Genomic DNA, 24,954 nt, shown 5'->3' with positions numbered 1-24,954 from the left:
GTTATAAATTTGTCATAGCCGCCAATCAAACTTCCATAATAATTGGAAGAATCATCGGTCTGCGGCGGGTCTGTTCATACAGGAATCGACCCAACGAATCCTTCACGCTTGTTTTGAGCGATGCCCATTCGTTTACGTTCTCGCTCATCAATTTCTCCAGCGTACTGGAGACGATCCGGTTTGCTTCATCAAGCAGACCTTCGGATTCACGAACATAGACAAAACCTCTGGAAATGATGTCCGGTCCCGATACGATCGTGCCATCCTGTTTGCTCAACGTTACGACAACTACGAGAATACCGTCCTGGGACAGCAGCTTGCGGTCGCGAAGAACGATATTACCTACATCGCCTACGCCGAGCCCGTCGATCAGGACATTACCGGCAGGTACTTTACCGGCTTTGCGGGCAACCCCGCCTTGGATTTCAACGATATCCCCGATATCGACCAGGAAGATGTTCTCCGGTTCGACACCGACCGATTGCCCAAGCAGCGCATGCTTGCGAAGCATCCGGTACTCGCCGTGAATCGGAATGAAATATTTAGGACGCATCAGGTTAAGCATCAGCTTCAGCTCTTCCTGACTGCCGTGTCCGGATACGTGTACTCCGGAATTGGAACCGCTGTATATAACTTCCGCTCCCAGGCGGAACAATTCATCAATAGTTCGTCCAACATACTTCTCATTGCCGGGTACCGGGGTAGCCGCAATGATAACCGTATCGCCAGGCAAAATATCCACTTTGCGGTGAGTCGAACGCGCCATACGCGTCAACGCCGACATCGGTTCTCCCTGACTGCCTGTACATAAAATAACGACCCGGTCCGCCGCCATTTTATTCACTTCTTCAGGTTCGATCAAAATGCCGTCCGGAACATTCAAATAACCGAGTTCCGAAGCGATCGATACTACGTTGACCATACTGCGGCCAATAATCGTTACTTTGCGTCCCGTTGAGAATGCAGCGTCGATGACTTGCTGAATCCGATGCACATTCGATGCAAAGGTCGCCACGACGACGCGCTGTTCCGCTTTACGGAAAATATCGTCAAGCACGATCCCTACGTTTTTCTCCGAAGGGGTAAATCCCGGTTTCTCGGCATTTGTACTATCCGACAGCAGGGCAAGTACGCCCTTCTTTCCGATTTCCCCCATTCGATGCAGGTCGGCAAATTGATCATTGACTGGAGTATGATCGAATTTGAAGTCGCCGGTGTGAACGACATTGCCTTCCGGCGTCTCGATGCACACTCCGACGGAATCGGGGATACTGTGGTTCGTTCTAAAGAAAGTGGCTTTCATCGACGATCCCAACTGAATCTCCGAGTCAGCATGGATCAATACCCGCTTCGTATCTCCGAGCAATCCGGCTTCCTTCAATTTGTTCTCGACAAGGCCCAGCGTCAGCTTTGTCCCGTAAACCGGAACATTCAAGTTTCTGAGCACATAAGGCAATCCGCCGATATGGTCTTCATGGCCGTGGGTCAATACGATACCCCTTACCTTGTCACGGTTCTCCGTCAGGTAAGTGATATCGGGAATAACGATGTCGATACCGAGCATGTCCTCTTCCGGAAATTTCAAGCCGGCATCGATAACGACGATGTCATTACCATACTGGACAACATACATGTTCTTCCCGATTTCAGCGACGCCGCCCAGGGCAAAGATCATCAATTTATCAGTATTCATTTTTTTAGACAAGTGAATCTAACCCTCCTATTATTTTGGACGTCATAATTTGTAAATGAAAATGCACCGATCAGTGCTTTTCTTATATTAATTGTTAATTAATAAATCACCGCACCCAGTCACTTGAAACCATTATACATGATTAATTTGGCAAAATACAAGTCAGCCGCCTGCCGCCTTCATAACGTTACCTTGCTCCATCGTAAAAAAACCGATGCCTCTAAGACGGCATCGGTTTATGGAAATGAAACATATTTTTGGCTGTTAGCCAAGAAGTGCGCGGATTCTGGCCGCTTCGTCATCGTTTGGCGGAATCAGGGGAAGACGTACGGAACCAACAGATTGTCCCAATTCGTTAAGCGCATATTTTACGGCTACCGGACTTGGACATTCGAATAAGCCTTTGAATACCGGAAGCAGCTTCTGATGTAACTTTGCCGCATTCTCTACATTCCCGGCGACAAACGATTCAATCATTTCTTTCATAGCTGGGCCGACAATATGGCCGGCTACGCTAACAACGCCGTAAGCGCCTACGGAAATGGCAGGCAATGCGGATGCGTCGTCACCGGAATAAACCTTGAAGCCTTCCGGGGCTTCTGCGGCAATTCCCGCCACCTGCTCCAACGGAGCGCATTCCTTCGTCGCAATGATATTCGGGATTTGCGCCAGACGAAGCGTTGTTTCTTTGCTAATGCTGATCACGGACCGGCTAGGTACGTTGTAGATCATGACCGGCAGCTTCGTTGAGGTCGCGATCGCCTCAAAATGACGGTACAGCCCTTCCTGATTCGGCTTGTTGTAATAAGGAGCCACAAGCAAGAGTGCATCTACCCCGGTAGCTTCGGCATCCTTCGATAACTGTATCGAATGAGCCGTGTTATTACTACCCGTTCCCGCAATAATTTTACAGCGTCCGGCCGCATGTTTGACGGCAAAAGCGAACATTTCCAATTTTTCCTTATCGGATAAAGTGGGAGACTCCCCTGTTGTTCCGCAAATGACAAGACTGTCTGACTTTTGATTATCAATCAAATAATCCATAAGTCGTGCGGTTTGTTCCCAATCGATCTCATTCTTGTTATCGAAGGGAGTTACCATCGCTGTTATCAATCTTCCGAAATCCACGTTGTCTCCTCCTTAATATTTATGACTAATTCCCTACGGAGCTTGCTACTTGCCAAGTTCGAATTTGGCATGCAGCGCACGTAGGGCTTGCACCATATCTTCTTTGTTCACTAGAACCCAAATCGTCGTATTGGAATCGGCCGATTGGAGGATCTGGATTTTCTGTTCGGTAAGCGCCTCTACGATCCGGGCCATGATTCCCGGTACACCGTTAATGCCTCCGCCGATGACCGATACCTTGGCGCAGCCGGATAAAATCTGAGGATGAAGTCCCAAATCGTCCAGAACCCGGCGAGCCTTAGCGGCCTCGCTGTCAAAAACGGTATAAACCGCCCCTGACGGGGTAACATTAATAAAATCGACGCTGATCGCATTCTCGGCCATCGCTTTAAACACCTGCAACTGCAGGTTGTCCGAACCGCTGCCGCCGGCTTCAACCTTGATCTGTGTCACGTTAGCCACATAGGCGATTCCGGTCACGAAACGGTCGACAATCCCGATTTGCACGTCTTTAAAACCTTCCGGATTGGCAACCAGGGTACCTTCGCTTTGAGAAAATGTGGAACGAACCCGAACCGGGATGCCGGCTTGCATGGCGATTTCTACGGCGCGGGGATGAATCACCTTCGCCCCCTGGTGGGCCATATTGCATATTTCAGCATAGCTGACATAATCAAGCTGCTTGGCGTCTTCTACAATTCTCGGATCGGCGGTGAGGATTCCGTCCACATCGGTGTAAATGTCCACCATTTCAGCATGCAGCGCCGCACCCAGCGCCGTTGCCGAAGTATCGCTTCCTCCCCGGCCGAGCGTAGTAAAGTCGCCGTTCTGGTTTTGCCCCTGGAAACCGGTAACCACGACCACATCATGGGTCTGCAGTTCTTCCAGGACCCTTGTAGGGACCATATCCAGAATTCTGGCATTGCCGAATTGACTGTCCGTCCGGAAACCAGCTTGTGCTCCGGTTAGCACGACGGAGCTGATGGATTGTTCTTGCAGCAAACTGCAAAGCATGGTTGCCGAAATAATTTCACCGCAGGAAAGCAGTAAATCCTGTTCGCGCGAAGGCAGCGAGCCTCCGCCTGAAGCTATCAAATCCAAAAGAGTATCCGTGGCGTAAGGATCCCCCTTACGGCCCATAGCTGAAACCACAACGATAAGCCGGTAACCGTTATCCAGTTCCCGGCGGATATGCGAGATGACATGTCCTCTGGCTTCCTTTGTCGAGAGTGACGTGCCACCAAACTTCTGCACCAAGATGCGCATGGGTATTCCTCCATTTTAAGTAAGCGGAGTAAAGCAGTTCTTCATTCCGTTGTTCTAATGTGTGTTCATTTGCAGATAATTCGAGACGATCCACAGGTTCAGTTTCCACGGAACCTGAATCGAATCGTCCCCGAATATCTTCTTTCTCGTTTCACGATCCATTTTTCATTTCTTCCAAAGTATATCCGTTATTTCGGAGTTTGTCGATTTGCAAAGTTTGAATGAGTTCAATCAGTCCCGAAATCGTTCAATGATCAGCGGCTGAAGCTGTTTCCCCTCGATTGCCGCATAGCAGGTTTCCGGCACAAGCTCCATTCGCGCTACGAGCGAATTTGGTTTGTTATCCGGGTTATCCTGTCCGAATGGAACGAAATATATATTTTTGGCAACGATCAATTTGGCGATGTTCGCCATATTGAAGCCCAATCCGTCGTTGGTCGAAACCGCAAGCACTACCGGGCGCCCGTTGCGAAGCGTCGCTTTGGCAGCCATCAGGACAGGACTGTCCGTAACCGCATTTGCCAGCTTACTGGTCGTAGTCCCCGTACAAGGAGCGATGGCCAGCACATCAAGCAATTTGGTAGGTCCGAGCGGCTCCGCGTCGACAATTGAAGAAATAATATCATTACCTGTTATATCTTTCAATTGCTTTTGCCAATGATCCGATTTGCCGAATCGGGTATCCGTGCTCAGTACGGATTGCGAAATGATCGGCACCACTTTGGCGCCGTCATCGACAAATCGTTGGATCTGAGACATAACCTCAGCCAAGGTGCAATGCGATCCCGTCACAGCATAACCTACTGTTTTCCCCTGCCAATTCACTCTTCATCCCCCCGTAAATGAAACTCTTCCATAATCGACTGACTGAGCGTTTTCGCCATGATGATTCCAGCCGTTTTGGGAGCGACGATTCCGGGCAAACCGGGAGCAAGGAGCGCCTTGATTCCGCGCTTCTCGGCAAACCGGAAATCCGTTCCGCCGGGAGCCGAGGCAAGGTCGATAATAACTGCTTGACGGGGCAGTTTCGAGATGATTTGCGCTGTGACTATCATAGTCGGAATTGTGTTAAAAATCAAGTCAATCCCGACTCCGTAAGCGTTCAAATCCGTTGCCGCAAAAGGCTTCCAGCCCATTTGCACCGCCCTGGCCACATCGGCCTCCCTGCGTACTCCCACCTGTACATTCGCTCCCAAACCCTGCAGAGTTCTTGCCAGTGTAAAACCTGTTCGCCCTATTCCTAGAACCATGCAATTGGAGCCGTGGATGGTGATATCCGTGTTCTGGATCGCCATCATTACCGCTCCTTCGGCCGTCGGAATCGAGTTGTAGATCGCTACATCATCTCTTTCCAACAGTTCGATCAAGCGAAAACCGTATTCCGCTCCCATTCGCTTCAAGAAACTTTTGGCTATTCCCGTATAAACCAAAGTACCTTCCTTTATCGCTGAAAACAGTTCCTTCTTCAAGACCAGATTATCTTTGGAGAACGGTGCGGGTATCTCTCCCTGATCGGAACATCCTACTACGGGAAGCACGATCACGTCCGCTTCCTGAAGCAGCTCCGGGGTCAGCGTTTCAAGAGTGACGCCGGCAAGCGGGGTATCCAGGGTTTCAAAGCCAACCACCCGCACCGCAGCGTCCAACTCCACACATTTGTTAATCACTTCCACCTGGCGGGCGTCTCCGCCCAGAAAGACGATGGTTAGGCCAGTTAGCATCAACTTCGGCACTCCTTCCAGGCAATACAATATAGAGCATCTTATGCCGTGGCCTACAAAGTGGTGAAAACCGGGAGACGAATAATACCTTATTCCCGCGAAAAAAAATAAGGACCCCGTCACTGAGTGACGAGGTCCTTAACGGTTTTTGATTCATTTGGTTCCAGTGTGGCCGAATCCGCCGGCGCCGCGGACGGTCTCCGACAATTCGTCAACCCGGGACAAATTCACTTCCGGAACGATCTGGAAGACCATTTGGGCAATCCGCTCATTTCTCTTGATCGTGAACGGCTCCTGTCCGAGATTAATCAGAAGTACTTTAATTTCGCCTCTATAATCGGCATCGATCGTGCCTGGCGTGTTGAGGCAGGTAATGCCATGCTTGAACGCAAGCCCGCTCCGAGGGCGAATCTGAGCCTCCAGACCGCCGGGCATAGCGATGGCTATCCCGGTAGGCACTAGCTGACGCTCTCCCGGGTGCAGCACCAGTTCCTCGGTTACCGCAGCATACAAATCAAACCCTGAAGCCAGCTCCGACATTTTGCGCGGTAACTCAATGTCTTCATTTCCCGCAATTAATTGAATCTGAACATCATACGACAAGTTCATCTCTCCTTATTCCCGACAGCACACGATCCGAAGCACCTACCATAGCAAGCGCATACGGCTGGTTAAACATCGTTTTGAGCACCTCGTTCACATTATCCATAGTCACATCTTCAATGCGGGCAATCATTTCGTCAAGCGTATAATGGCGCCCCAGCATCAATTCATTTTTGCCAAGCCGGTTCATCCGGCTGCCCGTACTTTCCAGGCTAAGAATCAAGCTTCCTTTTAACTGCTCCTTGCCTTTACGGAGTTCACTCTCACTGATGCCCTTTACGGCTACCTCATGCAAGATCTCTTTTGTCAGGTCCAGCACCTCTTTAGTTTGTTTAGGTGCGGTCCCGGCATAAACGGTAAACAAACCGCTATCCGCATGGGAGCTATGGTAGGAATACACCGAATAGGCTAGGCCTCTCTTTTCGCGAATTTCCTGGAACAGTCTGGAGCTCATGCCGCCGCCCAAAGCATTGTTCAGCAGTACCATTGCGTATTGGTTCGGATCCCCGATCGGAAGCCCCGGGAAAGAGAGGCAAATATGGTTTTGTTCCGTCTTTTTGCGATGAAATTTGAGTCCGCCGAGAAAATCGGGAGCGCTCAAAATATCGGCTTTCCCCCGGTTTGCAAAATCCCCGAAATATTTCTCGAGCAGCTCTAGAATTGAATCATCGATATTACCCGCGACGGCGATTACCGTATTCTCGATCGTATATTTCTCGTTCATGTATTTGCGAAGATCCGCCGGACCCATGGCCTGCAACTTCTCTTCCGTACCAAGTATGGGCAGAGCAAGCGCATGGCTGCCATAAGCCGCTTCCGCGAGCAGGTCATGGACCATGTCGTCAGGGGTGTCCTCATACATTGAGATTTCTTCTACGATTACATTCTTCTCTTTGCGCAATTCTTCTTCATCGAACAAAGAACGGAAAAACATATCCGAGAGCACATCCACCGCGATCGGTAAATGCTCATCCAGTACTTTGGCGTAATAGCATGTATATTCCTTGGACGTAAAGGCGTTCACGTTACCGCCGATGGCATCGAATTCCTCGGCGATATCCTTGGCGCTGAACCGATCCGTACCCTTGAACAACATATGTTCGATAAAATGCGAAATACCGCCCATTTCAGGCGTTTCGTTACGGGAACCCGTCTTTACCCATATGCCGAACGACACCGAGCGGCAGGTCGGTATTTTCTCCATAACCACCCGAAGGCCGTTTTTTAGTTGCGTTTTATTCACGAATGGCCCTCCTAAAAGTTCTGCTTATGTTCTAGCTAGCTTTGACTGAATAAAATGCATAGCAGTAAAACTATCTTCGAAAGGAATCAAATGCAACAATATCCTATCAAAAAAACACCGAATCCTCAACTCCCCGGCAAAACCACCCGGTCACTTGACAGCGTTTCGTCTACAGTTCCTAACTGAAGTCCTTTTTTACGGATGACCTGAATCATCCCCTTAAGCGCATCTCGCGAGGAAGCTGTGGGATGCATAAGGATAAGCGAACCCGGCTCTACTTTGCTTGAGATTCGAGATATAATCGTTTCCGCTGGCGGCTTCCGCCAATCGATCGTATCTACAGTCCACAACACCGTTTTTAAACCTTGTTCGGCGGCCAGACGAACGGTCCGGTCATTAAAGTCTCCGGATGGAGGAGCGAACCAACGGTTGTCTACCCCAAGTTTCTCCTTGAGTACATCCTTCGTTTTAGAAATTTCAAGCCTGGCCCTGCTGTCGTCCAGTTGACTCATGTTAGGATGCGAATAGGCATGATTCTCAAGCTGATGGCCGCGTTTTTGAATCTCCAGCGCAATATCGGCATTCTTTTTCAACCAGCTTCCATCAAAAAAGAAAGTCGCCTTCACTTTGGCCTCATCTAACGTATCAAGCATCGGAACGATATACTCGTTGCCCCAAGCGACATTGATCATAAAAGCGACCATCGGCTTGTTGGGATTCCCCCGATAAATCGGGTGAGCTCCCAAATCATCGAGGTTAATCTTAGGCTTGATTTCCTTATACACATATTCAATTTCCGTACCTTCCGGCTTTAATCTCGCCTTTTGGTAAGTGCTCTCAATGTCAACTTCCAGACCGTTGTACCCGGGAATTGCCCGCCAAACCCGATCAACAACTGCATCCACCGGCTCAATCCTCCGCTTGGCTGCCTCTTCCTTGATCTTAGTCAGGAGTTTACCTTCTCCCCGGCTGTCCGCGAACCTTCCGAAAGCGTCTTGGCCGCGATCCTGCCGGTCTCCGCCATCTACGAAAGCATGGATTCCGGTAAATTGCCCAAGCACAAATACCAGAATCATGCAAAAAAATACCAAAGCGACCTTTTTCCGATTCATGACAGACTCATCCCTTCAGAGGGTTTTGTCCTCATCTTATGAGATTAGGCAGGCATTTATGCGGACAAGGGGAACTTCGACTCCCCATTTTAATAGAATCACATAACACACACGCTTCTGTAAGCAAAATACAAAGGAGTCAAAAATAAAAAAGAGCCAGAAATATTTCATTCTGCCTCTTTTTTGCGTTAGACCATGATGCAAGAAATCAGGATGGCGATTTCTCCGTTTCAGCGGTCAATACCGCTTTGCGGGAAAGATTAACCCGACCTTGCTGATCGATTTCGGTTACTTTTACAGTGACGGTATCCCCGATAGCTAACACATCTTCCACTTTAGCCACGCGCTCAGTAGAAATCTGGGAAATGTGTACGAGACCGTCTTTACCCGGAAGAATCTCTACGAAAGCGCCGAATTTCTCGATCCGTTTTACGGTACCCACATAGATTTCTCCAACAACGACTTCCTTCACGATGCCTTCGATAATCGAACGGGCCTTGTTGTTCATTTCTTCATTGGTAGAAGCGATGAATACTCGTCCATCTTGCTCGATATCGATTTTCACGCCGGTTTCTTCAATAATTTTATTGATGATTTTACCGCCGGCACCAATAACGTCGCGGATTTTGTCAGGGTTGATATTCATGATCATGATCTTAGGCGCATAAGGAGACAAATGTTCCTTCGGCTTCTGAATGCGATCCATCATCTTGGACAGGATGAACATGCGGCCTTCCCGAGCTTGAGACAAGGCATCGGTCAGAATCTGGCGGTCAATACCGTCGATTTTGATGTCCATTTGAATGGCAGTAACACCTTCCGATGTACCGGCCACTTTAAAGTCCATATCTCCGAGATGATCTTCCATTCCTTGAATGTCAGTAAGGATGGATACATGCTCGCCGTCCTTGATCAAGCCCATTGCCACACCGGCTACCGGCGCTTTGATCGGAACACCAGCATCCATCATTGCCAGCGTGCTGGCGCAAATGCTGGCTTGCGAAGTCGAACCGTTGGATTCCAACACCTCGGATACGAGACGAATCGTATACGGGAACTCGGATTCCGGAGGAATTACTTTGGACAACGCTCTTTCGCCGAGTGCGCCATGTCCGATTTCACGACGTCCAGGAGCGCGGAGCGGACGAGCTTCCCCTACGCTGAACGGAGGGAAATTATAATGGTGCATGAACCGTTTCGATTCTTCCAAATCGATGCCGTCCAGAATCTGCACATCGCCCAAAGCTCCTAATGTACAAATGCTGAGCGCTTGAGTTTGACCACGGGTAAACAGACCGGATCCATGCGTACGCGGCAACAGGTTAATGTCGCACTCGATCGGACGAATTTCATCCAGCTTCCGTCCGTCAGGACGAACTTTATCATGCGTAATCAGGCGGCGCACTTCTTCTTTGACGATGTCGTGCAGCACTTCCTTCACGTCGCCAAGAAGTTCAGGAGACTCTATGTACTTCTCCACAAAATGGGCTACCGTTTCATCGTTAATTACGTCGATCGCATCCTGGCGCTCATGCTTTTCAACGATTTTAACAGCTTCCACAAGTCGTGCTTCGGCAAACTCGCGAACCTCGCGGTTTACTTCTTCATTGACAGCGTGCAGCTTCACTTCCATCTTCTCTTTACCAGCTACGGCAACCAGTTCTTCAATAGAAGCTACGATGTTCTTGATCTCGTCATGGCCGAACATAATCGCTTCCAGCATAACTTCTTCCGGAACTTCGTTGGCTTCCGCTTCCACCATCATGATCGCGTCTTTAGTACCTGCAACCACGACATAAATGTCGCTGGCTTCCTGCTGGGCGATATTCGGGTTGATAACGAATTGTCCGTCCACACGACCGACAGCTACTCCGCCGATCGGGCCGTTAAAAGGTACGTCGGAAATGCTCAGCGCTGCGGAGGTACCAATCATAGCGGCGATTTCAGGCTCGCAGTCCTGATCCACGCTCATTACGAGATTGACGATTTGTACGTCATTGCGGAATCCTTCCGGGAACAATGGGCGGATCGGACGGTCGGTCAAGCGGCTGGCCAGAATCGCTTTTTCGCTCGGACGTCCTTCTCTTTTAATGAAGCCGCCGGGAATTTTACCTACGGCATACAACTTTTCTTCATAATTGACTGTAAGCGGGAAGAAATCAAGGTCTTTAGGTTCCGCCGAAGCCGTTACTGTACACAAAACAGCGGTTTCTCCGTATCGTACCATTACTGCAGCGTTCGCCTGTTTAGCCAAACGTCCGGTTTCCAGTATAAGAGGTCTTCCCCCCAACTGCATTTTTACATGTTTTTCCATGAAATCCCTCCTTGTCACAATTAACAGTTCGGTACAAGTCTCATTATTTCCTGCTTTCATCACATTCATAAACATAGATTATCAAGCGGAAAGGTTTTAGCTAATTCAAAAGACTTGTCCCTCACAAAAATATCCTTCTACACACCAAGAAAACGCCTTGCGGCGTTCGTGAAAGTCCAGCCGTCCTGTGAATCGAGTATGTGTTCACCTTTATCGGCTGAAGCAAAAACAATTAGCTGGAAACATACCGTTAATTCAGCGCGTATCTTCAAATTCCCTCGATTAACTGGAAAACCTCCCGCTAATTACCTGCTTTATACGAATATCCGGAGTCTTTGGCGGAATTAGATGGAGGTTTTCCAGCTAACATTAGTAAGAAGCTTAATTCAAGGGACTGATCATCTAAGCTAACAAAAGCCCCGGCAGGAGCTTCCAAGATGATTTTACGACGCTGCAAAAACGTATTCATTTCCAGCTTTTTAAAAAGCAACCCAGCGGCACGCCGTCCGCTTTATCGGCGGAACCAGCGGCAACCGGGCTGCTTTGGTCAAACAAAAGCAAATTAACGACGCAATCCGAGCTTCTCAATCAAAGCGGAGTAACGTTTAACGTCTTTGTTCTTCAAGTAAGCCAACAGCTTGCGGCGTTGACCAACCATTTTCAGAAGACCGCGACGGGAATGATGGTCCTTCTTGTGCGTACGCAAGTGGTCCGTCAAATTCACGATGTTCTCCGTAAGGATAGCAATTTGCACCTCTGGGGATCCTGTGTCGGATTCATGAGTCTTGTGCTCTTCAATCAGTTGTTGTTTGCGCTCTTGAGTTAATGCCATCCTGTTCACCTCCTTATAATCAAATCGCCGTTAGCCTAGTAACCGGACGGTGAGACCGGTAACCAAGCCAAGGTTATCCGTGTCTATGCGGGAGTCCCGCATGAACAACGTAGATTAGTATAGCACAGATCAGTTATAAAAGTAAATGCCGCAAAGACAAGCCTAATCTGAGGAACTCAGTAATTGCTTCGCGGTTTCGGCGTCCCTCGTAATTTGCGCAATTAATTCATCGATTCCGTTGAATTTACGCTCCTCACGAATAAAATCAATCACTTCCACCAGCAATGACTCCCCATAAAGCTGACCGTTAAAGTCGAATAAATGGACCTCGAGGGAAGGTCGGGAGACGTTGTCATGAAAAGTCGGCTTGACGCCAACATTCATGACGCCTGAGAGAGCGGTGCCGCCATAGTTTGCTCTAACGGCGTAAACCCCCTTGGCCGGCAGCACAAAGTGCTCCTCCAGTTGCAGGTTTGCCGTCGGAAAGCCCAGCTTCCGGCCGCGCTTCTCTCCGTGCATAACCGTCCCCTTCATCGCATAAGGACGGCCCAACCAGCGTTCAACGAGCCGGACATTGCCTTCCTGCAAAGCTTTGCGGATGTCCGAGCTGCTGACCTTTTCACCTTCAATCAGGAACGGCGGTACGATGTTTACTTCCAGCGAATCTTCGCTCAGTTCTCTGAGCATGCTTGCATGCCCTTCCCCGCGGTACCCGAACCGGAAATCGAAGCCGACTACAGCGGTCTGGATCTGCAGCGGCATGAGCATTCCGCAAACAAAATTGAGCGGGCTGACCCGCGAAAAGGCATCGTTGAACTCCACAACATATAAGTAATCCACGCCCATACCGCGAAGAATTCGTTCCTTCTCTTCCGGCGGGGTCAGGTAACCTTCATAGTCGCCCTTTTTCATGACTTCCTTCGGATGCGGATGAAAAGACATGACCGCAGACGGAAGACCGGCCTCCGCCGCAAGCCGAATCGCTGTTTCGATAACGCTGGCATGGCCCAAATGAAGTCCGTCGAACTGGCCGATCGCCAGTATTTGAGGTCTAGCCGTGTCGGCTATAGTCTCGGCTGTCAAAGGATAAGTTAAGTGTATCGTTTCCAAAATCATCTCACCTGCAATTTACGCGGATTCGCTAGATTTAGATCATTATAAAATTATTGTCCGGGAAGAAAAACCTTTACCGGTGTCACGGCGCCGGTGGTCTCATCCGCACGATATATGCCTAAAAACTGCTGTTCAGGACTATATAACCGGATAGTATCGCCAGGAGTTGCTGACGGATGAACTACGGAATGAGACAAGCGCTGGCCTTGCAACGCGGCCTTTACCTTCTCCTCTTGCACCGTATGCGCGGGCAAATGATTCACCGCTTCATCTACCGGAATCAGTCCTGAAGCCAAGGTTCCATTCCCCACTTGCTCGGATAATTGCTCCAGGGTCAGACAACGGTCTTCCCGGATACCGGCCGACATGGTCCGTTTCAATTGTTCCATGACTGCGGGAACGCCCAAGGCTTTGCCAATATCAACGCATAACGTACGGATATAAGTTCCTTTGGAGCACAAGGTACGAAAAGAAATTCTAGGGTGTACTGGATCGGGTATAAACGAGAGCAGCTCCAACTCGTGAATCGTTACTTCACGAGGCTGGCGCTCCACGGTCTTACCTTCACGGGCCAGTTCGTATAAGCGCTTGCCGTCCTGTTTCAGGGCTGAGTACATCGGTGGAATTTGCGAGATAGTTCCTACAAACTTCGCTAACACTTCCCGAACCTCGGCTTCAGTTACGGAGACCTGCTCCATTCGCTCCAGAACGTTTCCCGTCATGTCTTCCGTATCCGTAGCCAGACCAAGAATTAGCGTAGCTTCATATTCCTTGGGCAGCTCCTGCAAATACTCGACCATACGGGTCGCCCGCCCCAGACACAGAGGAAGAACGCCGGTTACCGCAGGATCCAGAGTCCCGGTGTGCCCGATCCGTTTCATCTTAAGAATGCCGCGGCTTTTGGCCACGACATCATGCGATGTAAAGCCGGCAGGCTTTAGAATCGGCAGGATGCCTTCGTAAGAATTCATAGCTGCTTCTTCACCTGCTCAATCACGCGCGGTACGATGGTTTCCAAAGTTCCTTCGATGCGTGCGCCGGCTGCACGGACATGTCCACCGCCGCCAAAGCTTTGGGCTACGCTTGCCACGTCGACCTTTCCGGCTGAACGCATACTTACCTTCACTGCGTTTTCGTTGATTACTTTAAACAACAGGCCAACCTCAACGCCTTGAATGTTACGGGGGTAATTCACGATTCCTTCGAGGTCCTCATGGATTGCGCCCGTAATCTCCATATCGTTATCATCGACGGATACCCAGCTGATTTTACCATCTTCACTGATTTGCAGCCCGTTAAGGGCACGTGTCAGCAGCTTAAGTTGCGGTAGGGTCATCTGCTCCAATAGCAGTTCCGATAAGCCTGGCCCATCTACGCCATATTCTAGCAGTTTTGATGCGATCTCCATTACTTTGGGCGATGTACTCGAATAGCGGAATCCTCCGGTATCGGTTAAAAGCCCGGTGTAGATGGCAGTTGCCACGTTCTGATTCATCTCCAGATTCATAAACCGGATCAGATCATACAATATTTCAACCGTTGCCGCCGCATTTGGAACGATCAGATTAACAGTCCCGTATCCGTCATTGGTCGGATGGTGGTCAATATTGAGAATCTGGGCATCTTCGGAAAAATGGAGGCTGCTCTTGCCCGTCCGCTTGAAATCGGCGCAATCTACGCAAATCACATATTTATGGGACTCGGTCAGCGGAGCCTGCGATAGATCAACGATCTGTTCCGATTCCGATAAATACTCCATCCTTTTCGGAATTGGCCCTTCGTTGACCATAACGTAATTTTTACCCAGACATGAGAGAAGCCAGCCCACCACAAGGGTAGAACTGACTGCGTCTCCGTCCGGCTGTACATGCGACACTACTAGGAAATGATCATGCTCCGTCAAAAACTGCTGCGCTTGCCGGAACTCCCGTTCATTGGTCTGCATTGCCGTCTCCTTTAAAATCTAATTTTCATCTTCGTGCGAAATATCTCCAAGAAGCTTCTCGATTCGGCTGCCGTAGGCAATCGATTCGTCGATCTTGAAAATAAGCTCAGGCGTGTGTCTAAGGCGTATCCGTTTGCCGAGCTCAGTCCGCAAAAAGCCGCCTGCCTTTTCCAAACCTTTCAATGAAGCCTGCTTGGTCTCTTCATCCCCAAACACGCTCAGATACACTTTGGCTTGTGATAAGTCGCTCGTCACATCAACGCCGGTCACGGTGACAAATCCGATGCGGGGATCCTTGAGCCCGCTCTGGATCAGCACACTGAGTTCTTTTTTGATCTGTTCGCCTACGCGGCCGGTACGATTTTTGGCCATGTGTGACACCTCACCTTATTTCGGTTCGACGGTTTCCATAATGAACGCTTCGATAACGTCGCCTTCTTTGAGGTCGTTATAATTGTCAAGGGTAATACCGCATTCGTAACCTTGCGCAACTTCCTTCGCGTCATCCTTAAACCGTTTAAGCGAGTCGATTTTGCCTTCGAATACGACGATGCCGTCGCGGATCAGGCGGCATTCCGCAGCGCGCGAAATTTTGCCCGAAGTAACCATACAACCCGCAATCGTTCCGATTTTGCTGATTTTGAATGTGTTGCGGACTTCGGCGTGTCCGATGACCGTTTCTTTGTACACCGGATCCAGCATGCCCTTCATCGCCTGTTCGATTTCCTCAATCGCGTTATAAATAACGCGGTGCAGACGGATATCGACTTTTTCTTGGTCTGCCGTTGCTTTCGTCTGGCTGTCCGGACGGACGTTAAAGCCGATGACGATCGCATTAGAAGCTGCGGCAAGAATGATGTCGGATTCGGTAATGGCACCGGCACCGCTGTGAATAATTTTCACGCGGACGCCTTCCACTTCGATTTTCTCCAAAGAGCTCTTGAGCGCTTCGACCGAACCTTGTACGTCCGCTTTGATAATGACGTTCAGATCCTTGATCTCGCCCTCTTTAATGTGACGGAACAAGTCGTCAAGCGTTACGCGGGTATTGGCTCCAAGGTCGGATTGACGTTGGGTAATCGCCCGTTTGTCGGCGATGGAACGAGCTTTACGCTCATCCTCGAATACCATGAACGGATCGCCGGCATGCGGCACTTCATTCAGACCGGTGATTTCCACCGGCGTGGAAGGACCCGCTTCTTTGAGACGACGTCCCTTATCATTTACCATTGCCCGGACGCGGCCGAAACTATTCCCTGCCACAAATGCGTCGCCGACTTTCAGAGTGCCGTGCTGCACCAGGATACGGGCAACCGGACCCCGGCTCTTGTCGAGCTCGGCCTCAATAACGGCACCGCGAGCGCGTTTGTCAGGGTTTGCTTTATATTCATTGACCTCTGCAACCAGCAGAATCATTTCAAGCAGGTCTTCAAGGCCCATTCTTTGCTTGGCGGAAACATTGACGAAGATCGTTTCTCCGCCCCATTCTTCCGGAACCAGACCATACTCGGTCAATTCTTGTTTCACTTTATCCGGATTAGCATCCGGCTTGTCAATCTTATTCACGGCTACGATAATCGGAAGGCCAGCCGCCTTGGCATGGTTCACCGCTTCAACCGTCTGCGGCATAACGCCGTCGTCCGCTGCCACTACGATAATCGTAATGTCGGTCAATTGGGCACCACGGGCACGCATTGCCGTAAACGCTTCGTGACCCGGAGTATCCAGGAACGTGATTTTCTTGCTATTGATTTCAACTTGATAAGCACCGATATGCTGGGTAATCCCGCCGGCTTCGCCGCCGGAAACGTTCGTCGAACGGATAGCATCGAGCAATGTTGTTTTACCATGGTCAACGTGACCCATGATCGTTACAACCGGTGGACGTTCCAACAGATCTGCTTCTTCATCCACTTCCTCGATCGTTTCGAAACGATCATCTTCAACCGGAATCTTCACTTCGACTTCTACGCCGAAATCGCCGGCAAGAAGCAGAATCGTATCGATATCAAGCTCTTGATTGATCGTAGCCATAACGCCGAGCGAGATCAGCTTCTTAATGACTTCGGAAGCATCCTTGTGAAGCAGCTTCGCTGTTTCGCCGACCGTCATCGTTCCGCGAACGATAATTTTCTTAGGCGTGTTGTCGATTTTCTCGCGCGGAGGCTGCTGGTTGTATCCGCCTCTTCCGCCGCGACCGCCTTTACCGCCACGATTGTTTTTGTATCCGCCCTGGCGATTATCGTCAAAGCCTTTGTTCGGTCTGTTGTTGTTGTTATTATTTCCTTTTTTGAAGCCCTGACCTTGGCCGCCTTGGCCGCCTTGGCTGCGGTTTCCGCCAAAGTTGCCTCCGCCGCTATTGTTGCCTGAAGAAGCGTTGCGGTTTGGTTGCGGACTGCGCTGACCTGCATTCCCCGAACGAGGAGCATCACTGCGTGGCGCGCCTCCTTGGTTTTGCCCGCGGTTCGGTTGCGAACTGCGGTTGGAATTCTGTCCTGAGCCTTGACCTTGAGGTCTGGCTCCTTGGGACGAATGGTTGCCGCCGGATGGGCGGTTATTTCTTTCCTGAGTGGCTTGGGTGCTGCTCGTGGCAGCCGATGAGTTGTTGTTATTTGGTCTATTATTCATGCTTACCTGCTTTTCTTGTTGATTTTTGTTGTTACTTTGTCCTTGATTGCTTGGTCCTTGGTTGATGGTCGCCCGATTGCCTTGTCCTTGGTTCTCCTGGACATTTCGGCCTTGAACTCCACGCTGGCCGGTTCCTTCCCCGGCGGATGTTTTCGGTGTCTGACTTCCTCCTGCGGAAGCCTGGGCCGACGATTTAGCTGGAGCTTCAGCGCGTCCGGAACCTTCTCTCTTGGCAGCGGCGTTGCTCTTAATATCCTTAAAGAATTGTTCCACACGAGATACAGAGTCATTTTCCATAACGCTCATGTGGTTATTGACCGGAATATTAAGACGCTTAAGAATGGTAATGATTTCTTTACTGCTCATATTGAGCGATTTGGCATATTCGTACACCCTGAGTTTATCTTTGTTTTCTTGTTTACTCAATATACTCCACCTCCGACGTTTTCACGATTTCTTTGGTAATCATATCGGCAAACCCTTGGTCCGTCAGCGCAAGTACAACCCGTTCCGGTCTTCCAACGCTGGAACCGAGCCGTTCCCTGTCAAAACCGATCATCAAGGGGACTTCGTACGTTGCGCATTTGTCGCGGAATTTCTTCTGTGTATTGGGCGATGCGTCTCCGGCAACAATAACCAGCTTTGCCTCGGAGGAACGGATCATTTTCAGAACCAGTTCGTCTCCGGTAACCAGCTTCCCTGCCCGCGTAGCCAGGCCGAGGTGATTCAACGCCTTACTCATCGTCGCCTTCCTCCTCGGTCCGGTCCCGGGTGGAGATGAATTCATCCTCCACCGCCAGGAAATCGCGCGCCAACTGTTCATATACCTCCGCCCCTACAGGAGCCTTCAATGCACGGTCAAGCGCACGATTCTTATGCGCAAGCTTGAAGCAAGATACTTGCCCGCAGAGATATGCGCCCCGTCCCGACTTCTTCCCGGTCAGGTCGATCGATACTTCCCCTTCCGGCGAACGGACGACGCGGATCAGGGACTTTTTGGGCATCATTTGTTGGCATGCCACACATTTGCGAAGCGGTATTTTTCTAGGTTTCATTTAAAAGACCCCCGTTTCTTGCTCCCAAGTCCATTTAGAGTTAGTCGACGGAAACGGAATCCTGCGGCATTTCATCCTGTTCGGTTCTTTCTCTTCCGAATTCCTCTTCCGCCTGGGTTTCGCTCTTGATGTCGATTTTCCAACCGGTCAGTTTCGCGGCCAGACGGGCGTTTTGTCCCTTGATCCCGATCGCCAGCGAGAGCTGGTAATCAGGCACGATGACGCGGGCCATTTTTTCCGACTCAAACACTTGAACTTCAAGCACCTTGGAAGGACTAAGCGCATTTGCCACATACTCCTCGACGCTTTCCGAATAACGGACGATGTCGATCTTTTCGCCGCGCAGCTCATTCACGATCGTTTGCACGCGAGTGCCTTTAGGCCCTACGCAGGAGCCGACCGGATCCACTTCGCTGTTGCGCGAATATACGGCGATTTTCGAACGAAAACCCGCTTCGCGGGCCACGGAACGAATCTCTACAACGCCATCGAAAATTTCAGGAACTTCCAGTTCAAACAGCCGTTTCAATAAACCGGGATGAGTACGGGACAACAAAATTTGCGGACCCTTCGTCGTGTTCTCCACCTTGGTGATATATGCCTTGATCCGGTCGCCGTGCTTGAACTTCTCGTTCGGCATAAGCTCATTCAATGGAAGATGAGCCTCAACCTTGCCCAAATCGACGAAAATGTTGCGCATATCCTGGCGCTGAACGATCCCTGTGACGATATCCTCTTCCTTTTCCACAAACGCGTTATAGATCAACCCGCGCTCCGCTTCGCGGATGCGCTGCGTTACGACCTGCTTGGCAGTTTGGGCAGCGATACGCCCGAAATCACGCGGCGTCACTTCAATTTCCGCGATATCTTCCAGTTGGAAGCCCGGATTGATTTCGCGTGCCGCCGGCACCGAGATTTCCGTCCGCGGATCAAGCACTTCTTCCACCACGAGTTTACGGGCGAAGACTTTGATTGCACCAGTATGACGGTTCATATCCACGCGCACATTTTGCGCTGTATTGAAGTTGCGCTTGTAACTGGAGATCAGAGCAGCTTCAATCGCTTCGAACAGTATATCTTTGCTGATCCCTTTTTCCCTTTCCAACTCATTCAAGGCTTCGATAAAATCCATGCTCATTTGCCTCGAGTTCCCCCTTTCATAATCCCCTACGTTTCAATACCTTGTTTAGAAAATAATGGCCAACCTGGCGCTGGCAACTTTGCTGTATGGAATGGTATGGCTCTTTTTGCCGATTTCGACGACAAGCTCCTCATTTTCAAAAGAAAGAAGCCGGCCTTCGAATTCTTTCAAGCCGTCTACCGGTTCATATGTAGTCACAAATACATCTTTGCCGACGGCTTTTAATACATCCTCCGCCTTCTTCAACGGACGTTCCGCCCCGGGGGAGGACACATCCAGAAAATAAGCTGATGGAATCGGATCGTTCTCATCCAGCTTCTCGGTTAGAAATTCGCTGATCCGACCGCAGTCATCGATATCGATGCCTCCGTCTTTATCCACGAATACGCGCAGGAACCAATTGCTCCCTTCTTTGACGTACTCGACGTCGACCAGTTCAAAGCCGTTCTCATCCAAAAAAGGTTTGACCATCTCTTCCACGGCCGCTTTGATCTTCGGTGTGCTCAAGCGTACATTACCTCCATATGGTTCTTTCCTATATACCAAAGAGTAAAGAGTGGGTTTCCCCACTCTTTAAGCAACGGTTCTATCTTCATGATTACCAAAAAAATTATAACATAGTCCGGTAATAGTGACAAGTAAAACGCCTTTACGCCGGGCTAAAACAGCGATAGCTGGTTGCTTTCCGGCAGCCCCCGGAAACAGCCCATCGTACCGAGCAGTTCGACGACCGTTTTGCTCGCCTTGGACTTTTGCTGGAAATCCTCGATGGAGAGGAACTCCCCTTGCTCCTTCGCCGCCGCGATGTTACGGGCGGCGTTGTCGCCGATACCCGCCAGCGCGGAGAACGGCGGAATGAGCGCGTCGCCGTCGACGATAAATTTCGTCGCATCCGAACGGTACAGGTCGATTCCCTTGAAGCGGAAACCGCGCGATGTCATTTCGAGCGCCATCTCCAGAATCGGCAGCATGTTCTTTTCTTTCGGCAGCGCCTGGAAACCTTTTTGCTCGATCTCCTCGATCTTGCGGTATATCGCCTCATATCCCTGGCAGAACAATTCGATGTCGAAATCCTCGCCACGGACCGAGAAGTAAGTCGCGTAATACTCGATCGGATGATACAGCTTGAAGAAAGCTGTCCGCACCGCAGAGATAACGTAAGCAGCGGCGTGCGCTTTCGGGAACATGTACTGGATCTTCAGGCAAGAGTCAATGTACCACTGGGGCACCTTGCACTTTTTCATCTCATCGATCCATTCCTGCGACAAGCCCTTCCCTTTACGGACGCTCTCCGTAATTTTAAAAGCCAGCCCGGCGTCCATTCCCGCCTTATAGATCAGGAACAGCATGATGTCATCCCGGCAACCGATCACCGTCTTGATGTTGCAGGTTCCGTTCTTGATCAGTTCCTGGGCATTTCCCAGCCATACGCCGGTACCGTGGGACAGACCGGATATCTGCAACAAATCCGCGAACGAAGACGGCTGTGATTCCACAAGCATCTGGCGGACGAACTTGGTTCCCATTTCGGGAATTCCGTACGTGGCAACCGGGGTCCGGATTTGCTGAGGTGAAACTCCGAGCGCTTCCGTCGAATTGAACATGCTCATGACTTTCGGGTCGTTCATCGGGATCGTCGTCGGATCGATACCGGTCAAATCCTGAAGCATCCGCATCATTGTCGGGTCGTCATGGCCCAGAATATCGAGCTTGAGCAAGTTTGCGTCAAACGCGTGATAATCGAAATGCGTGGTCATCCATTCCGAACTCGTGTCATCAGCCGGATACTGTACCGGCGTGATGTCTTCGACCTCGATATAGTCCGGAACGACCACGATCCCGCCGGGATGCTGGCCCGTGCTGCGCTTAACGCCGGTACAGCCGGAGGCCAGCCGGTTGAGCTCTGCGCCGCGCCAGCTCTTGTGGTGTTCTTCTTCATACTTTTTCGCAAATCCGAATGCGGTTTTCTCGGCGACCGTACCGATCGTTCCGGCACGGAACACACTCTTTTCCCCGAATAACACCTTGGTATAATTATGCGCTTGAGGTTGGTATTCCCCGGAGAAGTTAAGATCGATATCGGGTACTTTGTCGCCTTTAAAGCCCAGGAATGTCTCGAAGGGGATATCCTGCCCTTCTCCCTTCAGCTTGTTTCCGCAGTTCGGACAATCCTTGTCCGGCAAATCGAATCCGCTCGGCACGCTGCCGTCAAGGAACCATTCGTTATGCCGGCATTCGGGATTCAAACAAATATAATGGGCCGGAAGCGGATTTACTTCGGAAATGCCAAGGAATGTAGCGACAACCGACGAACCGACCGATCCCCGCGAGCCGACGAGGTAGCCGTCCTGGTTGGATTTTTTCACCAAGCGTTCGGAAATCAGATAGTTGGCCGAGAATCCGTATTTGATAATCGGTTCCAGCTCTTTCTCAAGACGTTTGACGACTACATCGGGCAAATCTTCCCCATAAATGGATCTTGCCGTCGCATAACAGGTATTACGGATTTCTTCATCCGCCCCATCGATAATCGGGGTATACAGCTTGTCCGGAAACAGTTCCAGATCCTCGAAGGAATCCGCTAGATCGGAGGTGTTTTTTACGACGACCTCATAGGCTTTCTCCTTGCCCAGGAACTCAAACTCCTTCAGCATTTCGTCCGTTGTGCGGAGATGAGCATCGGGTTTGCGGATATCTTTTAGCGGGCTGAAGCCGGTAATTCCGTGAATCGTAATATCCCGGTATAGCTTGTCGCGCGGATCCAGGTAGTGAACGTTCCCCGTAGCGACCACCGGTTTACCCAACTTAGCGCCGATTTCCACTACTTTACGAACGGCCGTCTGCAGCTCTTCTGCGCTCCCGACCAGCCCTTTATCTACTAGGTGCATATACATTGTCAGCGGCTGGATCTCCAGCACATCGTAAAACTCGGCGATTCCTTCGGCTTCCTCTACCGATTTGTTCAGCACCGCCTCGAAAAATTCGCCTTTCTCACATCCCGAAATGATGAGCAGGCCTTCGCGCATTTCCGCAAGCTTGGACTTCGGAATACAGGCGACCCGTTTAAAATATTGAGTATGAGACATCGACACCAATTTATATAAATTTTTCTTGCCGGTCATATTGAGGGCATAAATCCCGCAGTGGAACGGGCGGGCATTGGATAAATCCTTGCCGACCTTGTCGTTCAACCGCTCCAGGGATGTGATCCCTTCGATTTTTGCGGCATCCTCAATGAGTCCGTTTAAAATCTGTCCCAGCGCCAACGTATCGTCGATCGCACGGTGATGGTTCTCCAGCGAAACTTTATATTTAGCCGCCAATGTGTTCAAGCGGTGATTTTTCATGGAAGGGAATAACATTCTGGCCATCTCCAGCGTATCCAACACCGGGTTGTCCATGACAGGCAGGCCGAGCTCCTTCAGTTTCGCATTCACAAAGTCCACGTCAAACCGGGCATTGTGAGCCACGAGTACCGAATCTTTGGCAAACTCGATAAAATCCTTCAATACCGGTTCCACATCGGGAGCATCCTGAACCATCTCATCGTTGATGTTCGTCAATTGCTGAATATGATACGGAATACGCTCATGCGGATTGACGAAGGTGGCATACCGGTCAATTTCTTTGCCCTCGCTCATTTTGACGGCAGCGACTTCAATGATCTTGTTCTGAGTAACCGACAAACCGGTGGTCTCGATATCGAATACGATAAAGGTCGTCGTCTTTAAATCTTCGGGACGAGGATTAAGGACGACCGCCACATTGTCGTTGACAACGTTGGCTTCCACTCCGTAGATCATTTTGATTCCATTCTTCTTCGCCGCTTTGGCCGCGTCCGGGTAACACTGAATTCCGCCGTGATCCGTAACGGCAATTGCTTTATGTCCCCACTTCGCCGCCGTTTTGACATATTCTCCAATTGGAGTAACGGCGTCCATCGTACTCATTGTTGTATGAAGATGGAATTCCACGCGCTTCTCCTCGGCATTATCTTTTCGGGACGGGGGCGCAGAAACTTCGCAAAGATCGGAAGGGATCATAACCAGCTCGGGAATTTGCATAAAGCGATCCATTTCCACTTTACCGCGGGCTCTCACCCATTTGCCGTTCGCCAACTGCCCCATGATCTTCAAATCATCCTTGGTCTTGGCAAACATTTTCATTTGCAGGGAATCGGTAAAATCGGTCAGGTAAAAAGTAAACAGCGTGTTCCCGTTGCGAAGCTCTTTACGGTCCAGGCCGAAGATTGTGCCTTGAATAGTAATCTTCTTCTCTTCATCCTGAATCTCCTGAAGCGGTATCGGTTGTTCTTTGATGTCGTAACCAATCTGCAACTTGATAACTTCTCCGTCCACTTCTTCAGCCGGAGCTTCCTCAGGTACGCTCTCCATCAGCTGCTGGATCGCTTCGCGATTCTCCTCGACGATCCGCTGCTGGAATTCTTCAAACACTTCGCTGCTGTTCTCACCCGAAATCAACTTAACCCGAAGACTTAAACCGAAGTGGGTTTCATAATATACCGTGATCGCACGATCAATCCCCTTTTTGCGGGCTAATTCCAATGTCATGGCATCCGTGAAAGCTACCGAAATCAGATCTCCCTCAACTTCGAGCGACGCCCGAGCCATCCAGCCGTTGACGGACGGTACCTCCCGCTGCACCCACTCCAGGAACAGTTTCCAATATTCCTGTACGATCTCGCTCTCGCTAATCTGGTCCTCGTAGCGGAATAAGAAAGAGATGTTCGCAATATGCTCCATCCGCTCTTTAATCCGTAAGTAAAAGGTGCGATAGATCTGGCCCGGAACAAGCGTGCTTTTACAAAGCGTTATTTTCCATTCTTTATTGGAGCGGCTGACTTCCACCTGATCGATAAATCCATCGAGAAAATACGGATCAACCACGGTTGGCGGCATTTCCGCCTGCTTCATCAACAGTTCGAGACGCATTCTTTTTCCCTGAGTGTCGGACATGATTTCCCCTCCCATACGACACGCTTTTGTATTCCTCAAACAACAAGGCTCCCGGCGCGGGGGTCCGACAGGAATCGAACCTGTCGACAGTTTCCTGCCGGAAGCCTTCTAAAATAAAGGTTTGTCGACTACTAATATGTGTTCAAAAAGTCGACTTTTCAGCACCGAGAAGGTTGGGGCCCGC

At 50.2% G+C, this 24,954-nt stretch carries 20 protein-coding genes; all 20 read right to left on the bottom strand.

Features of this window, described 5'->3' with window-relative positions:
• Positions 1-25 precede the first annotated feature (25 nt).
• Positions 26-1,705, bottom strand: coding sequence for a ribonuclease J (locus NYE70_RS03010; RefSeq protein WP_211021407.1), 1,680 nt, complete (start codon positions 1,703-1,705; stop codon positions 26-28).
• A gap of 252 nt (positions 1,706-1,957) precedes the next feature.
• Complete coding sequence (gene dapA, locus NYE70_RS03005) at positions 1,958-2,821, bottom strand: 4-hydroxy-tetrahydrodipicolinate synthase (RefSeq protein ID WP_211021406.1); 864 nt, start codon at positions 2,819-2,821, stop codon at positions 1,958-1,960.
• A 45-nt stretch (positions 2,822-2,866) separates the two neighbouring features.
• The gene (gene dapG, locus NYE70_RS03000; RefSeq protein WP_211021405.1) at positions 2,867-4,087 is read right to left on the bottom strand and encodes an aspartate kinase; all 1,221 of its coding nucleotides are present in this window, start codon (positions 4,085-4,087) and stop codon (positions 2,867-2,869) included.
• Between the two features lie 231 nt (positions 4,088-4,318).
• On the bottom strand, positions 4,319-4,912 hold the full coding sequence (locus tag NYE70_RS02995) for a dipicolinate synthase subunit B (RefSeq protein ID WP_211021404.1): 594 nt from the start codon (positions 4,910-4,912) through the stop codon (positions 4,319-4,321).
• On the bottom strand, positions 4,909-5,808 hold the full coding sequence (gene dpsA, locus NYE70_RS02990; RefSeq protein ID WP_211021522.1) for a dipicolinate synthase subunit DpsA: 900 nt from the start codon (positions 5,806-5,808) through the stop codon (positions 4,909-4,911). The genes NYE70_RS02995 and dpsA overlap by 4 nt, the downstream gene beginning before the upstream one ends.
• Positions 5,809-5,961: 153 nt before the next feature.
• Positions 5,962-6,417 carry a dUTP diphosphatase gene (gene dut, locus NYE70_RS02985; RefSeq protein WP_211021403.1) on the bottom strand — a complete coding sequence of 152 codons (456 nt, stop codon included), beginning with the start codon at positions 6,415-6,417 and terminating at the stop codon, positions 5,962-5,964.
• On the bottom strand, positions 6,401-7,654 hold the full coding sequence (locus NYE70_RS02980) for a M16 family metallopeptidase (protein ID WP_211021402.1): 1,254 nt from the start codon (positions 7,652-7,654) through the stop codon (positions 6,401-6,403). Before NYE70_RS02980 ends, dut begins: the two co-directional genes overlap by 17 nt.
• A 125-nt stretch (positions 7,655-7,779) precedes the next feature.
• Positions 7,780-8,766: a polysaccharide deacetylase family protein gene (locus NYE70_RS02975; protein ID WP_341044942.1), complete on the bottom strand. Its 987-nt coding sequence runs from the start codon at positions 8,764-8,766 to the stop codon at positions 7,780-7,782.
• Between the two features lie 208 nt (positions 8,767-8,974).
• Complete coding sequence (gene pnp / locus NYE70_RS02970; protein ID WP_211021400.1) at positions 8,975-11,080, bottom strand: polyribonucleotide nucleotidyltransferase; 2,106 nt, start codon at positions 11,078-11,080, stop codon at positions 8,975-8,977.
• 562 nt (positions 11,081-11,642) lie between these two features.
• Entirely contained in the window at positions 11,643-11,912 is a 270-nt protein-coding gene (gene rpsO, locus NYE70_RS02965; RefSeq protein WP_076168040.1) for a 30S ribosomal protein S15, read from the bottom strand.
• A 162-nt stretch (positions 11,913-12,074) separates the two neighbouring features.
• The gene (locus tag NYE70_RS02960; RefSeq protein WP_290405864.1) at positions 12,075-13,022 is read right to left on the bottom strand and encodes a bifunctional riboflavin kinase/FAD synthetase; all 948 of its coding nucleotides are present in this window, start codon (positions 13,020-13,022) and stop codon (positions 12,075-12,077) included.
• Between the two features lie 53 nt (positions 13,023-13,075).
• Positions 13,076-13,996 carry a tRNA pseudouridine(55) synthase TruB gene (gene truB / locus NYE70_RS02955; RefSeq protein ID WP_213654152.1) on the bottom strand — a complete coding sequence of 307 codons (921 nt, stop codon included), beginning with the start codon at positions 13,994-13,996 and terminating at the stop codon, positions 13,076-13,078.
• The gene (locus NYE70_RS02950) at positions 13,993-14,970 is read right to left on the bottom strand and encodes a DHH family phosphoesterase (protein WP_211021396.1); all 978 of its coding nucleotides are present in this window, start codon (positions 14,968-14,970) and stop codon (positions 13,993-13,995) included. Before NYE70_RS02950 ends, truB begins: the two co-directional genes overlap by 4 nt.
• An 18-nt stretch (positions 14,971-14,988) precedes the next feature.
• On the bottom strand, positions 14,989-15,342 hold the full coding sequence (rbfA, locus tag NYE70_RS02945; protein WP_211021395.1) for a 30S ribosome-binding factor RbfA: 354 nt from the start codon (positions 15,340-15,342) through the stop codon (positions 14,989-14,991).
• Between the two features lie 15 nt (positions 15,343-15,357).
• The gene (gene infB, locus NYE70_RS02940; RefSeq protein ID WP_341044941.1) at positions 15,358-18,024 is read right to left on the bottom strand and encodes a translation initiation factor IF-2; all 2,667 of its coding nucleotides are present in this window, start codon (positions 18,022-18,024) and stop codon (positions 15,358-15,360) included.
• Positions 18,017-18,340, bottom strand: coding sequence for a L7Ae/L30e/S12e/Gadd45 family ribosomal protein (locus tag NYE70_RS02935; RefSeq protein WP_211021394.1), 324 nt, complete (start codon positions 18,338-18,340; stop codon positions 18,017-18,019). Before NYE70_RS02935 ends, infB begins: the two co-directional genes overlap by 8 nt.
• On the bottom strand, positions 18,333-18,653 hold the full coding sequence (gene rnpM, locus NYE70_RS02930; RefSeq protein WP_211021393.1) for an RNase P modulator RnpM: 321 nt from the start codon (positions 18,651-18,653) through the stop codon (positions 18,333-18,335). The genes NYE70_RS02935 and rnpM overlap by 8 nt, the downstream gene beginning before the upstream one ends.
• Positions 18,654-18,693: 40 nt before the next feature.
• Positions 18,694-19,791, bottom strand: a complete 1,098-nt coding sequence (nusA, locus tag NYE70_RS02925) for a transcription termination factor NusA (protein WP_211021392.1) — start codon at positions 19,789-19,791, stop codon at positions 18,694-18,696.
• A 48-nt stretch (positions 19,792-19,839) separates the two neighbouring features.
• The gene (gene rimP / locus NYE70_RS02920) at positions 19,840-20,301 is read right to left on the bottom strand and encodes a ribosome maturation factor RimP (protein WP_211021391.1); all 462 of its coding nucleotides are present in this window, start codon (positions 20,299-20,301) and stop codon (positions 19,840-19,842) included.
• A 152-nt stretch (positions 20,302-20,453) separates the two neighbouring features.
• Positions 20,454-24,770, bottom strand: a complete 4,317-nt coding sequence (locus NYE70_RS02915; protein WP_341044939.1) for a PolC-type DNA polymerase III — start codon at positions 24,768-24,770, stop codon at positions 20,454-20,456.
• Positions 24,771-24,954 lie beyond the last annotated feature (184 nt).

The organism is Paenibacillus sp. FSL R5-0407, from assembly GCF_038009185.1.
Classification (GTDB): Bacteria; Bacillota; Bacilli; order Paenibacillales; family Paenibacillaceae; genus Fontibacillus; species Fontibacillus vini.
Note: the sequence above shows the minus strand (reverse complement) of the source record. Positions and strands in the feature narration are given on the sequence as shown.

Excerpts from the sequence above, each read along its gene's own strand:
- NYE70_RS02915 (WP_341044939.1), bottom strand. The coding sequence starts at position 24,770 with ATGTCCGACACTCAGGGAAAAAGAATGCGTCTCGAACTGTTGATGAAG.
- dpsA (WP_211021522.1), bottom strand. The coding sequence starts at position 5,808 with ATGCTAACTGGCCTAACCATCGTCTTTCTGGGCGGAGACGCCCGCCAG.
- dut (WP_211021403.1), bottom strand. The coding sequence starts at position 6,417 with ATGAACTTGTCGTATGATGTTCAGATTCAATTAATTGCGGGAAATGAA.
- rpsO (WP_076168040.1), bottom strand. The coding sequence starts at position 11,912 with ATGGCATTAACTCAAGAGCGCAAACAACAACTGATTGAAGAGCACAAG.
- pnp (WP_211021400.1), bottom strand. The coding sequence starts at position 11,080 with ATGGAAAAACATGTAAAAATGCAGTTGGGGGGAAGACCTCTTATACTG.
- nusA (WP_211021392.1), bottom strand. The coding sequence starts at position 19,791 with ATGAGCATGGATTTTATCGAAGCCTTGAATGAGTTGGAAAGGGAAAAA.
- rbfA (WP_211021395.1), bottom strand. The coding sequence starts at position 15,342 with ATGGCCAAAAATCGTACCGGCCGCGTAGGCGAACAGATCAAAAAAGAA.
- NYE70_RS02950 (WP_211021396.1), bottom strand. The coding sequence starts at position 14,970 with ATGCAGACCAATGAACGGGAGTTCCGGCAAGCGCAGCAGTTTTTGACG.
- rnpM (WP_211021393.1), bottom strand. The coding sequence starts at position 18,653 with ATGAAACCTAGAAAAATACCGCTTCGCAAATGTGTGGCATGCCAACAA.
- truB (WP_213654152.1), bottom strand. The coding sequence starts at position 13,996 with ATGAATTCTTACGAAGGCATCCTGCCGATTCTAAAGCCTGCCGGCTTT.
- NYE70_RS02935 (WP_211021394.1), bottom strand. The coding sequence starts at position 18,340 with ATGAGTAAGGCGTTGAATCACCTCGGCCTGGCTACGCGGGCAGGGAAG.
- NYE70_RS02975 (WP_341044942.1), bottom strand. The coding sequence starts at position 8,766 with ATGAATCGGAAAAAGGTCGCTTTGGTATTTTTTTGCATGATTCTGGTA.
- dapG (WP_211021405.1), bottom strand. The coding sequence starts at position 4,087 with ATGCGCATCTTGGTGCAGAAGTTTGGTGGCACGTCACTCTCGACAAAG.